15 protein-coding genes are annotated in these 12,704 nt (G+C 36.9%); 12 read left to right on the top strand and 3 right to left on the bottom strand.

Going from position 1 to position 12,704, the window contains the following annotated elements; translation table 11 throughout:
- Positions 1-23: 23 nt before the first annotated feature.
- The 3 genes from mfd (at position 24) to ACVWYG_RS13170 (ending at position 4,806) form a co-directional block, all read left to right on the top strand.
- Positions 24-3,362 (top strand): transcription-repair coupling factor, encoded by a 3,339-nt coding sequence (gene mfd / locus ACVWYG_RS13180; RefSeq protein WP_457270697.1) that lies wholly within the window; start codon positions 24-26, stop codon positions 3,360-3,362.
- Between the two features lie 92 nt (positions 3,363-3,454).
- Complete coding sequence (locus tag ACVWYG_RS13175; RefSeq protein ID WP_457270696.1) at positions 3,455-4,591, top strand: ATP-binding protein; 1,137 nt, start codon at positions 3,455-3,457, stop codon at positions 4,589-4,591.
- The gene (locus tag ACVWYG_RS13170; RefSeq protein ID WP_457270695.1) at positions 4,591-4,806 is read left to right on the top strand and encodes a DUF3820 family protein; all 216 of its coding nucleotides are present in this window, start codon (positions 4,591-4,593) and stop codon (positions 4,804-4,806) included. Before ACVWYG_RS13175 ends, ACVWYG_RS13170 begins: the two co-directional genes overlap by 1 nt.
- Positions 4,807-4,903: 97 nt before the next feature.
- Here the strand turns inward: ACVWYG_RS13170 and ACVWYG_RS13165 are convergent, their stop codons facing one another.
- Positions 4,904-5,425 carry a 5' nucleotidase, NT5C type gene (locus ACVWYG_RS13165; RefSeq protein ID WP_457270694.1) on the bottom strand — a complete coding sequence of 174 codons (522 nt, stop codon included), beginning with the start codon at positions 5,423-5,425 and terminating at the stop codon, positions 4,904-4,906.
- 142 nt (positions 5,426-5,567) lie between these two features.
- Here ACVWYG_RS13165 and ACVWYG_RS13160 point away from each other — a divergent pair, with 142 nt between their 5' ends.
- From ACVWYG_RS13160 to ACVWYG_RS13120, 9 genes are all read left to right on the top strand, one after another.
- A complete protein-coding gene (locus ACVWYG_RS13160) occupies positions 5,568-6,155 on the top strand; it encodes a 30S ribosomal protein S16 (protein WP_457270693.1) in 588 nt (195 codons plus the stop codon).
- A gap of 76 nt (positions 6,156-6,231) precedes the next feature.
- Entirely contained in the window at positions 6,232-6,759 is a 528-nt protein-coding gene (rimM, locus tag ACVWYG_RS13155; RefSeq protein WP_457270692.1) for a ribosome maturation factor RimM, read from the top strand.
- Positions 6,760-6,842: 83 nt separating this feature from the next.
- The gene (locus tag ACVWYG_RS13150) at positions 6,843-7,289 is read left to right on the top strand and encodes a hypothetical protein (RefSeq protein WP_457270691.1); all 447 of its coding nucleotides are present in this window, start codon (positions 6,843-6,845) and stop codon (positions 7,287-7,289) included.
- Complete coding sequence (locus ACVWYG_RS13145) at positions 7,279-7,479, top strand: helix-turn-helix transcriptional regulator (RefSeq protein WP_457270690.1); 201 nt, start codon at positions 7,279-7,281, stop codon at positions 7,477-7,479. Before ACVWYG_RS13150 ends, ACVWYG_RS13145 begins: the two co-directional genes overlap by 11 nt.
- 163 nt (positions 7,480-7,642) lie before the next feature.
- Positions 7,643-8,074, top strand: a complete 432-nt coding sequence (locus ACVWYG_RS13140; protein ID WP_457270689.1) for a hypothetical protein — start codon at positions 7,643-7,645, stop codon at positions 8,072-8,074.
- A gap of 7 nt (positions 8,075-8,081) precedes the next feature.
- Positions 8,082-8,285: a hypothetical protein gene (locus ACVWYG_RS13135; protein ID WP_457270688.1), complete on the top strand. Its 204-nt coding sequence runs from the start codon at positions 8,082-8,084 to the stop codon at positions 8,283-8,285.
- Between the two features lie 333 nt (positions 8,286-8,618).
- Positions 8,619-9,293 (top strand): tRNA (guanosine(37)-N1)-methyltransferase TrmD, encoded by a 675-nt coding sequence (gene trmD, locus ACVWYG_RS13130; RefSeq protein WP_457270687.1) that lies wholly within the window; start codon positions 8,619-8,621, stop codon positions 9,291-9,293.
- Positions 9,294-9,748: 455 nt separating this feature from the next.
- On the top strand, positions 9,749-10,096 hold the full coding sequence (gene rplS, locus ACVWYG_RS13125) for a 50S ribosomal protein L19 (RefSeq protein WP_457270686.1): 348 nt from the start codon (positions 9,749-9,751) through the stop codon (positions 10,094-10,096).
- Positions 10,097-10,165: 69 nt separating this feature from the next.
- Positions 10,166-11,326: a mechanosensitive ion channel family protein gene (locus tag ACVWYG_RS13120; RefSeq protein WP_457270685.1), complete on the top strand. Its 1,161-nt coding sequence runs from the start codon at positions 10,166-10,168 to the stop codon at positions 11,324-11,326.
- Between the two features lie 48 nt (positions 11,327-11,374).
- On the opposite strand, the gene ACVWYG_RS13115 is transcribed toward ACVWYG_RS13120, so the two are convergent.
- Together ACVWYG_RS13115 and hpt are read right to left on the bottom strand one after the other, a co-directional pair.
- Positions 11,375-12,031: a phosphatidylserine decarboxylase family protein gene (locus ACVWYG_RS13115; protein ID WP_457270684.1), complete on the bottom strand. Its 657-nt coding sequence runs from the start codon at positions 12,029-12,031 to the stop codon at positions 11,375-11,377.
- Between the two features lie 121 nt (positions 12,032-12,152).
- Positions 12,153-12,689 carry a hypoxanthine phosphoribosyltransferase gene (gene hpt, locus ACVWYG_RS13110; RefSeq protein ID WP_457270683.1) on the bottom strand — a complete coding sequence of 179 codons (537 nt, stop codon included), beginning with the start codon at positions 12,687-12,689 and terminating at the stop codon, positions 12,153-12,155.
- Positions 12,690-12,704 lie beyond the last annotated feature (15 nt).

Raw genomic sequence — 12,704 nt, 5'->3', positions numbered from 1 at the left:
TAAATAAATCTTAAATTTGTAGCTTGAATATTCGCGATTTAGTAAACAGATATAAAACGGATGAGCGGGTAACCCAATTAGCCCAAACGTTAAACGAAAGCAAAAACCCTAAAGTCCAGTTAAGAGGTTTGGTTGGTTCTTCGGACGCAATGATTTCTATTGCATCCTATTTCATGTTACATAAACCATTGTTTTTTGTGTTGCCTGATAGAGAAGAAGCGGCTTACTTCCAGTCAGACTTAGAAAGCATTTTAGACAAACAAGTGCTTTTTTTCCCTTCGAGCTATAGGAAATCTTTTGATTTTACGCAGATAGATAATGCCAATGTGTTGGCTCGGGCCGAAGTTTTAAACGAGTTAAACCACGATTCTGAATTTGGAAAGATTGTTGTTTCCTATCCAGAAGCAATTTCCGAAAAAGTTATCGATCGCTCTGCCTTGGATAGGAATACTTTAGAAATTGCAGTTGGCGCGAAGCTAGGTATCGAATTTATTAATGAATTCTTAGTTGACTACGACTTTGAACGTTGCGATTTTGTCTATGAGCCGGGACAGTTTTCCATCCGTGGGGGTATTGTAGATATTTTTTCGTTCTCCTCTGATCTTCCCTTTAGAATAGAGTTTTTTGGGGATGAAGTAGAAAGCATCAGAAGTTTTGAGATAGAAAGCCAACTCTCCGTTAGTAATGTTAAAACATTGACCATTGTTCCCAACGTTCAGGCAAAGTTTTTAACTGAAAGCAACATTAGTATTTTAGATTATATAGATGCCGATACGCAACTCTGGATTAAAGATGTAGAATTTACGATAGATATTGTAAAAGCTGGTTTTAAAAAAGCTGTAGAACTTTGGAAAGCGCTTTCTTTGGCTGATAAAGCAGAAAATACCGGGTGGATTGATCCGCAGTTTGCCTTTACAGACGAGAAAATGCTCAGTGACCATTTGCAGGATTTTCCCATCATTGAGTTTGGAAAGCAGTTTTTTTATCAAACAGAACACAAAATTAACTTTGATATCAAACCTCAACCTTCATTCAATAAAGATTTTAGCTTACTTATTCACAACCTAAAAGAGAATGAAAAAGCGAAGATTGAAAACCTAATTTTTACAGATTCTACCAAACAGATTGAGCGTTTGTATGCCATCATAGAAGATATCGATAAAACAGCTTCGTTCACTCCAATAAATCACATGTTAAGAGAAGGTTTTATAGACCCCACACTTGGCGTAGCTTTTTATACCGATCATCAAATTTTCGATAGATATTACAAGTACAAGCTTAAAAAAGGTTATCAGCGTACTCAAGCGATTACACTTAAAGAATTGCGAGAGTTAAAACCTGGTGATTTTGTAACGCACATAGACCATGGCGTTGGAAAATATGCGGGTTTAGAGAAAGTTGAGACAAACGGAAAAATCCAAGAAATGATTCGTTTGGTTTATGCCGATAACGACCTTTTATATGTAAACATAAATTCGTTAAACCGCATTGCAAAGTATAGCGGCAAAGAAGGTGGCATTCCAAAACTCAATAAGCTCGGTACCGAAGCGTGGGACAAGTTAAAAAAAAGCACTAAAAAAAAAGTTAAAGACATAGCCAGAGATCTTATTAAGCTATATGCCATTCGTAAAACACAGACTGGAACGGCTTTTTCTCCCGATGGTTATTTGCAAAACGAGTTAGAAGCTTCCTTTATTTATGAGGATACACCAGATCAGTTAAAAGCTACGCTTGATGTAAAGAAAGATATGGAATCTTCACATCCCATGGATAGATTGGTTTGTGGCGATGTTGGTTTCGGAAAAACAGAAATTGCCATTAGGGCTGCTTTTAAAGCAGTAGTAGAAGGAAAGCAAGCGGCAATATTAGTTCCAACCACAATTTTAGCCCTTCAGCATTTTAAAACGTTCTCTGCAAGATTGGCAGATTTTCCTGTTACAGTAGATTATATTAATAGATTTAAAAGCAGCAAACAGATTAAAGAAACGTTACAACGCGCTGCAGAAGGAAAGGTAGATATTCTAATCGGGACACATCGTTTGCTAAGTAAGGATGTGAAATTTAAAGATCTAGGAATTATGATTGTGGACGAGGAACAAAAGTTCGGCGTGTCTGCAAAGGAAAAATTAAAAGCCATTCGGATAAATGTAGATACACTTACTTTAACGGCAACTCCAATTCCAAGAACATTGCATTTTTCTTTGATGGGCGCGAGAGATTTATCCATCATAAGTACGCCACCGCCAAACAGACAGCCTGTAAATACGGAACTGCATGTTTTTAACGATAAGCTAATTAAAGAAGCCATCCAATATGAATTGGATAGAGACGGACAGGTATTTTTCATCAATAACCGGGTGAACGATCTACCAAAGTTTGCCGATCTGATTCAGAGGTTGGTGCCAAAAGCGAAAATCGGCATTGCACACGGTCAGTTAGAAGGCGATGCATTGGAAGATGTAATGCTCGCTTTTATTAATGGTGAAAAAGATGTGTTGGTGGCAACCACAATTATCGAGGCTGGGTTGGATATTCCAAACGCAAACACTATTATAATCAACCATGCGCATATGTTTGGGCTAAGTGATTTGCACCAAATGCGCGGTAGAGTTGGCCGAAGCAATAAGAAAGCATTTTGCTACTTGCTCTCTCCGCCACTCTCTACATTAACTAGCGAAGCTAGAAAACGATTGAGCGCAATTGAAGAGTTTTCCGATTTAGGTAGCGGATTTAATGTTGCGATGCGAGATTTAGACATCCGCGGAAGCGGGAACCTCTTGGGTGCCGAGCAGAGCGGTTTTATTGCCGAGATTGGCTTTGAAATGTATCATAAAATTTTAGATGAGGCCATAACAGAGCTAAAAGATGCGGAGTTTAAAGGCCTTTTTGAAAATGAGCCTAAGAAAGATTTTGTTGGCTTTACACAAGTCGATACAGACTTAGAAATTTACATTCCGGATAGTTATATTACCAACATCACCGAACGGTATAACTTATATACAGAGCTCTCTAAAATAGAAAACGAAGTAGACCTTATGGCTTTCGAAAAGCAATTAGAAGATCGATTTGGACCGGTACCACAACCTGTAAAAACAATGTTAAGCGTTGTAAAAGTGCAGTGGTTGGGCAAAAAATTGGGTTTTGAAAAGTTAACTTACAAGAATAATGTGCTGAGGGGTTACTTTTTAAGCAATAAACAATCTGCTTATTTCGATTCTGAGACCTTTACCAAAATCTTAAATTTTGCGCAAAATCACCCGGCAATGTGTAATTTAAAGGAGGTAAAAAATACCCTTCGTATCGCTTTTAACAATGTAAGAACTGTAGAGGAGGCAATAGAAACGCTAGAATTAATTGATTAAAAACGCAAATTCAGTCAGTTGATTGACTGAATTAACGTTAATTGAGTCAGTTGACTGACTGAATTAACATAAATATCTTATATTTGATTGAAATGGAAAATCGGATACCAAGATATTTGAGTGCTGTTATCAACAGTAAAGTTGGAAAAAACAAAGTAATTTTGCTTTTCGGAACCAGAAGAGTTGGCAAAACTTGGTTTATAGAAAATATTATTGGAGAAATTGCTGTCGAACATTTATTTTTAAATGGCGAGGATCAAGATGTACAAGCGTTACTTGCTACCAGAACTGCCGCAAACTACAACAGGGTTTTAGGAAATACCAAGCTTTTGATCATTGATGAAGCACAAGTTATTCCCGAAATCGGAAAGATTTTAAAACTACTTATAGATTCTTTTAAAGATTTAACCATTATCGCAAGCGGCTCATCGGCTTTTGACCTCTCTAACCAAACGGGAGAACCTTTAACAGGTAGAAGTTTAACCTACTATCTTTATCCAATAGCGCAGGTAGAATTAAATGGCATAGAAAACGGACTACAAACAACCCAAAATCTCGAAGATCGCCTTATTTTTGGCTCTTATCCAGAACTATTTCAGTTAACTACGATTACCGAGAAGGCGCAATATTTAACTGAATTGGTTCAATCTTATTTACTGAAGGATATATTGATGTTCGAAAACATCCAAAACAGCGCAAAACTATTTGAATTGTTAAAATTAATTGCATTTCAGGTTGGTTCAGAAGTCTCTGTTGATGAGCTTTCTAGAAGCTTAGGCATAGCAAAAAATACGGTTGACCGATATCTAGATTTACTTTCGAAAGCATTTATCATCTATAAGGTTGGCGGCTACAGCAATAACTTGCGTAAAGAGGTTACAAAATCATCTAAGTGGTATTTCTATGATAATGGCATTCGGAATGCGATTATTAACGATTTTCGACTTTTGGCACTACGTAATGATCAGGGAATTTTGTGGGAAAACTATTGTTTCAGCGAGCGTATTAAAAAGATGAGCTATCAACAACAAAATACAAGGCATTACTTTTGGAGAACTTACGATCAACAAGAAATTGACCTAGTTGAAGTTAAAAATGAACAAATTACTGCAGTAGATTTTAAATGGGGAAATCAAAAAAAGAAAGTTCCCGGTTTTTTTGCTAAGAATTATCCCGACGCATCCTTTACCATAATCAACAAAGAAAATTATTTAGAATTCATTAGTTAATGTTCAATCAAAACGCACTGAAAGAATTAGTGGAAATGGAAATGCCTTTCGGCAAACATAAAGGCAAACTCATTTGCAACCTACCCGAAGATTATTTATTGTGGTTTAGAGAAAAAGGTTTCCCGAAAGGAAAACTAGGCGACCTAATGGCAACGATGTATGAGATTAGGTTGAATGGTTTGGAATATCTACTAGAGCCTTTAAAACGGAAGTAATTTAAATTTTATGTCATCCTGAGCCTGTCGAAGGACAACGACAATTTCATTATTCATATTAGGTCTTCGACAAGGTCAGACCGACAACCGTTTAACTCTACAAAAGCTTATCCGCAATCTCCTGCCAATTGTTTACGCGTTCGTAATCGGTAATTAAAAGGTTGTGTGGCGATGAAAACAACAGCGGTCTGCCGTCAAAATCTTTAAAGTTTTTAATTCGATCATCAATCAAAACATCGGCTTTAATAATTTTATTCCCGCAGAAAACAATATGCTTCCAGTCGATCGCAGGAAAATGTTCTGCCAACCAATCATACTTATCGGTTAAAGAATTTCTAAATTCCATTGCCGCAGAGACAATGTAAACTTCGTATTTTTTCTGTAGCTCAAGAATTACCCGTTGACTATCGGCAATTACTTCCATATCTCTAAAAAAACCCGGCTCGTTTATGTATTCAAACCATCTATTGTTTACATCTTCCGGTATATTTCTAAAAATTTCCGTTCCCGGGATAATCTCTAGATTCAAAGGCGTATTAAAATCGCGGTTATAAAGAATTAAAAATTTCTTAATTGCATCTGCAATTACCTCATCCATATCTATGGCTATCGTCTTCATGCTTGTTTTCATTATTCTGGCGCAAATATCCCGAAAAAGAAAAGAAATAAAGTATGTTTTTAGTTTTCAGTTATTTAATTATCTTTGCAGCCCCGCAGCATGAAGCTCCGGGAACTATGTTGTATACATAAACAAAAGAAAAATGGCAACCAAAATTAGATTGCAAAGATTCGGTAAAAAAGGAAAGCCTTTTTACCATGTGGTAATAGCAGATTCTCGCTCGCCACGCGACGGTAAATTTATTGAGCGTTTAGGTTCTTATAACCCAAATACCAATCCAGCTACCATCGACATAGATTTCGACAAAACTTTAGCTTGGGTAAATAAAGGTGCAGAACCTACAGATACCGTACGCGCAATTTTAAGTTACAAAGGAATTCTATATAAAAAACACTTAGAAGGCGGAGTTAAAAAAGGTGCTTTAACAGAAGAGCAAGCTGCAGAGAAATTTACAGCATGGTTAGATGCAAAAAGCGGCAAAATCTCCGGAAAATCAGAAGGTTTGGCAACGAGCAAAGCTGATGCACGTAAAGCAGCTTTAGCAGCAGAAGCTAAGAAAAAAGAAGGCAGAGCGGCTGTAATTGCAGCTAAAAATGCTCCTTTGGCAGAGGAAGTTGCAGTGGTAGAAGAAGCACCAGTTGCAGAATCAGAAGTCGCAGAAGCTCCTGTTGCAGAAGCTCCAGCTACAGAAACTGCTGTTGCAGAAGAAAAGCCAGAAGATAAAGCTTAAGCGATAAATTCTAAAAGTATAAAGCGTTGCGGTTTTCGCAACGCTTTTTTTATTTTAATAGTAAAATCACTTCACAATGCAAAAAGAAGAAACTTTTTATATAGGTTATGTAACCAAAACCAAAGGTTTAAAAGGCGAACTACAGGTTTTTTTCGAATTTGCGGATTACGATCAATTGGCTCCAGAAATCATATTTGCAGATATGAATGGAAAATTGGTTCCCTATTTTGTATCGACTTATAAATTGCAGAAAAACAGCACTGGCTATTTTTATTTTGATGACTTGGACCATATCGACAAGGCGCAACTTTTAGTAAAGAAGAAATTGTATCTGCCATTAGCAGAAATGCCAGAACGCGGGGAGGAAGAGTTTCGCTATACAGATTTAAAAGGCTTTACAGCTGTCGACCAAACTCTTGGAAAATTGGGCGAAATAACGGAGGTGCATGAATATCCACAGCAATTTGTGGCCGCAGTTTTTTACAAGGAGAAAGAAGTGCTCTTTCCGTTAAATGAAGATTTCATCGTAGAGATTGATGAAGACGAAAAATTATTGACGTTAGATTTGCCTGAAGGTTTATTGGACGTGTATTTGGATAGTTAAATATCATGCTTGATTGTCTAAAAGTAAAATAAATTTGTTTTTATGTCAATTATACTTTACATTTGGTAAAACAAATTTGATGTATGAAAAATTCTTTGTTGTTGCCCATTACTTTTAAGATGATTGGTTGGGTGGTTTTTTTGCTTTCTTTTTCTCTATTTGCTATTGTCCCTTGGTTCAATAATGGCGAACAACTTAGGATGATTGATGAATGGAATAAAAATTCCGGGTTAAATGTAGACATCTGGCCCACGGTCTCCATTGCGCTAATCACCGTTAGTCTCTTTTCAATTGCTTTCGCTAAAGAAAAGCATGAAGACGAATATATCTCGCTAATAAGACTAAAAAGTTGGCAATGGTCAGTTGTAATTTCTTATGGCATTCTGTTTGTCGCAAATTTGTTGATTTACGATATGGCCTTCGCAGGTTTCATGATTTATAACACGTTTACGGTTTTGTTGGTGTTTATTGTTGTTTTTTATTGGAACCTGTTTAAACTTAGAAGGGAAGGTTTAAGCGATGAAAAATAACATTAGAATTCAGCGTGCGATAAAAAACATTACCCAAGCGCAATTGGCAGAGCTAATTCAAGTATCTCGACAAACAATAAACACCATAGAATCTGGCAAATATGTTCCATCAACTGTTCTGTCTTTAAAAATAGCTAGAGTGTTTGAGAAATCTTTGGAGGATATTTTTGAATTGGAGGAAGGAGACTAGTTGTTTTACCGCTAAGGTTTGAAATAATATTTCGCAAAAGCCGCTTAAAGATATGTTTGTCGTTAAACATTTCTCATCCAACATATTGAGCACTATATATTCGTCATTGCCACTTGTTATAAATAATAAAAAGACTAATTTAGATTTTCTAATCTAAATCAATATGCTCAAAAAATTATTTCAATACACGGCAATATTGCTTGCCGTATTATCTATTGCTTCTTGTAGCACAGTGCAGCAAGCTAATCTTAAAGAGATAAAACCTTTCGTTGGGATTTGGAACGATAATGTGAATCTGGGAGCCAAAATTGTGTTTAAGGCCGACGGGACTTTTTACAACATAACCAAAGAGAATGATGTAGAAATTATTACCCATAGTGGCAACTACAAGGTTTTATCAAACAACATGTATTTGGTAGATATTACGTATGCCAGAGCAAATGCTACCTATGATATGATGGGCAGGCAGTACGCAAACTACTATACTTTTGTCGATAAAAATCACATAAAAGTGAGTGGTGTTGTAGATGGAAGATTTGGCAGGCCAAAACTGAAATGGGAAAACGAATTGATTAGAACTAATACGATAGAATAATTGGCGGATGAGGATTATAAAACTTAAGTGCATTGCAGTTTTAGCTTTTCTATTATTTACTGTTAAGGTAAATGCCCAAGATTTTATCGCAAAGTCCTCGCTTGTGGGCGTATGGCAATTAAATAAAATAATAATGTCTTCAAGAACAGATGCTATGAACCCTCAAAACCCAACATTAAAAGTCTTTGATAGTGATGGTACACTAAGCTAAGTAATTGTTTCTAAACAGGGCGCTTTCATTTTACAAAAAGGCAAATATGAAGTAGTTGATAGTACGCATTTTAATGATATTATATGGACTGATAGCCTAAAAGACTTTGATAGGGCGGGCAAAAAAAAATACTCGAATACCATTTTATGGTAAATGGGAAAAACACTTTCCTTAACCTAGAAGGATCTTTTGAAGATAAAGATGGGAAAAGAGCAGATAGTTGGAAAGAATTGTGGAGAAAGGTTGAGGTCATCGCAAACTAAATATACAACGTTGATGCGTAACTTTTAAAGAACTGCAATTACAACTCCTGCCAATTCTTATCTTTGCATTATGCGTTTTGATATTATAACTGTTCTGCCTGCTTTATTAGAAAGCCCTTTTGCACACTCTATTTTACAGCGCGCACAAAAAAAGGGAATTGCAGAAATTGTTGTGCATAACCTTAGGGATTATGCAACGAACAAGCAAAAAAGTGTAGACGATTACCAATATGGTGGTGGCAGCGGTATGGTAATGAGCATCGAACCTTTTGCGGCTTGCATTGAAAAACTACAAGCGGAACGAAATTACGATGAAGTTATTTTTATGACTCCCGATGGAATTACCTTAAAGCAAAGCGCCGCAAACGAATTATCGGGAAAGAAAAATATCATTGTGTTGTGTGGCCATTATAAAGGCATAGATCAGCGCATAAGAGATCTATTTGTAACCAGAGAGATTTCTGTGGGCGATTACGTATTGAGCGGTGGTGAGCTTCCTGCGGCTATTTTAGTAGACGCAGTAGTTCGGTTGATACCCGGTGTGTTAAATGATGAGACTTCTGCGCTTTCTGATAGCTTTCAGGGTGAATTGTTAGATGCTCCGTTGTATACTCGACCTGCGGAGTGGCGCGGACATAAAATCCCTGAGATTTTATTGAGTGGACACGAAGCGAAAATTAATAATTGGAGGCACGAGCAAGCCCTATTGCGTACGCAAGAAAGAAGACCAGATTTGTTAGAATAACATAAAAAAATTGTAGTCTTTTTTTTGGGCATTACCCAAGCTGCGCAAGGGTCCGGGCTGTGCGGGGGTCGCTGCGCTCCGTGCCAATAAAAAATTGGCACCAAGCCCCTACCATCCCTAATGCATCAAATCTGCTATTTTAAAAATGTTAGAGTTACGGTTGAGGGGCGCGTTAGCGATTGCAGTGTAAATACTTTTTTTTGCGAGGAACGAGCTTTTAAAAAAAAGATTGCAACGTAAAGCGCGCCGCGAGCATAGGGTATGAGCGCCGGCCAAGCGGAACGCCCTATTAACAGAAATATACTTCTATAATTTAGGCTTCTTTTCTATATCAATTGTGGATTAAAAATTAAATGTGGAAAAAACTAAAATCCCTTTTTAAAATCCAAAAAAAATCCCTAATATTGCAATCCGAATTTCAAGGTAAAGAAGTTTGGTTTAATAGCTTAAAAATCATGGATTTAGTAAAATTTGTTGAAGAGCAGGAGATTGCAAAAAAAGATTTCCCTGTGTTCAAGTCTGGAGATACAGTGAGCGTACACTATAAAATTCGCGAAGGTAACAAAGAACGTATCCAGGTTTACCAGGGAGTGGTGTTGCAACGCAATAGCGTTGGCGCAAACGAGACTTTTACGGTGCGCAAAATGAGCAACGGCATTGGTGTTGAGCGTATCTTTCCTGTAAACTCTCCAAACATAGATAAAATAGAGGTTAACAGCCATGGCAAGGTTCGCAGAGCAAAATTGTTCTACTTGCGTGCATTAACTGGTAAAGCTGCCCGTATTAAGTCTTTAAGAAAATAAATCTTTTTAGAAAGAGCCTAGCCTTCACGATTTGTTTCGTGGAGGTTTTTTTGTTAATTTGATTTTTGTATGCTAGACACGGCTTTTTTCGAACAGATTTTTTGGGGCAATCCAGTAAAAAACTATTGCTCGTTTTTCCTAATTCTAGTTTTGGGGCTAGCCTTTAGAAAGCTAATTTCTAAACTTTTAGGCAAACTGCTCGTTAAACTGTTTAGAAATTTTGCTGCCCAATCGCACGACGCAACTTTTATCTCCCTCCTTCTTATTCCCTTACAATTTTTTCTACTGATTGCAACGTTATTTATCGCCTTTAATCAGCTTAGATATCCTTTAAACGTAACCCTATTTCATCACCACACGCTTGTAGATAAGACGACTCTTGCCATTCCTATTACAATAGGAGATTGCTTTGATAAGATCTTTTTATTCTTGATCATTCTATCCATTTTTTGGATTATTTTAAGAATTATCGATTTCATCTCTCACGTTTTTTTGTTCAAAGCAACGTCAAAAGAGAGTAAAACAGAAACTCAGCTTATCCCTTTTTTAAAAGAGCTTTTTAAAGCTGTAATTATCTTTGTTGCTTTTTTTACATTAATGGGTTATGTTTTTGAAATAAATGTGCTTACGCTCATTACAGGATTGGGCATTGGCGGTATTGCCATTGCTTTGGCAGCGAAAGAAAGTCTAGAGAATTTGTTAGGCTCCTTTACCATATTTTTAGATAAGCCTTTTGTTGTTGGCGATCTAGTAAAGGTTGATAATGTAGAAGGCGTGATAGAAAAAGTAGGATTTAGAAGCACTTGGATTAGAACTGTGGATAAAACCATGGTTACTATCCCAAATAAAGGAATGATTGATGGCGTACTAGAAAACATGAGTTTGCGCAATATCAGGCGCGTAAAATTTACGGTTGGAGTTACTTATGAAACACCAAAAGATCAGTTGGAAAAAATTGTAGAGAAAATAAGAATTTTTCTGTTTGACCACACCGACACAAACAATGATGGGATTGTTTATTTTGATGGCTTTGGCGCTTCGTCTTTGGATATTGTTATTATCTACTACATCACTGAACTGGATTTCGGCAAATACGTGTTAATAAAACAAGAGATAAATTATCAGATTATGGATACTGTATTGGGCAATAATTCCGGTTTTGCTTATCCAACACAAAGGTTGATTACCACAGCTCCAAACCCGCTTACAGAAACAGACGAGCAGAAATAAGGTAAAAAATAAGGCTTGATGCCTTAGCCCAAAAATTTTACAAAAACCCTAAATTTCTGCTAAAGTTGTTATACCGCCTTTAACCACTTCGTTTAATGCCACGTTAACCTGCGTTCCGAGAGGCAAAAATACGTCTACCCGAGAGCCAAACTTTATAAAGCCAAATTGTTCTGCCTGCACCACTTCATCACCTTCTTTAACATAACATACAATACGCCTAGCAAGCGCACCGGCGATTTGCCTAAACAACACTTGCTCGCCATTGCTATGCTCTACTACAACGGTTGTACGCTCGTTCTCGGTAGAGGATTTTGGGTTCCATGCTGCCAAATATTTCCCTGGGTGATATTTGAAAAATTTAACAACACCAGAAATTGGATTTCTATTGATGTGCACATTAACCGGCGACATAAATATGGACACCTGTAACCGTCTATCTTTAAAATATTCTGACTCTTCTGTTTCTTCAATCACCACCACTTTACCGTCTGCAGGACAGATGACCAACGTATCCCCGGCAGAAAAAAGCCGTCTCGGACTTCTAAAAAATTGTAGAACAATCAACAACGTCAAAAAAGAAAGCACATAAATCAACCACCGCAGCCAACCGATATCATAATACCGATAATCTAGAAACGCATTTACTACAAGTATAAAAAGAATGGAAAGGGCGATGGTTGTATAACCCTCTTTATGTATCGTCATTTATGGCAATTAAACTACAAAGGTGCAAAAAAAAACTAACGTAGAGTTTACAAATATTTAGATGCTAAGTAACTGTTAAACCATATTATTTAGCAACTGCTAAATTCGCTTAATAATGGAACTAAACTGCTTTATAAATTTCATTAAAATTGCGCCCGAGTGCATCGTAATCTAAGCCGTAACCAACCACAAAATCATCCGGTATCTCAAATCCCACATATTTTAATTCGTCCACTTCTTTCTTCAAGGATAACGGTTTCAAAAGTAATGTAGAAACCTTTAACGTTTCAGGCAGTTGCGCCCATACCATTTTTAAAATATGATGGATTGTTAATCCGGTATCAACAATGTCTTCTACAATGACAACGTCTCGACCTTTGAGGTTTTGTGGCAAACCGATCAATTCTTTAATCTCACCGGTAGTTTTAACACCTTCGTAAGACTGAAGGCGAATAAACGCAATTTCACAGCTGATGTTGAGCGCTTTCACCAAATCTGCCATGAATAAAAAGCTACCATTTAACACACCGATAATTATTGGGCATTTGCCCTGGTAATCTTCGTTAATCTGAGCGCCAAGAATGCGTATTCTATGTTGAATCACTTCTTTGTCCAAAAAAATCTCAAAATCTTTCCCGGAAATTGTAATTCTATCCATCGGCCATAAAGTTGA

The sequence above is a fragment of the Pedobacter sp. UYEF25 genome, from assembly GCF_054061655.1.
The sequence above is the reverse complement of the archived record's forward strand: the minus strand, read 5'-3'. Positions and strand labels throughout refer to the sequence as shown.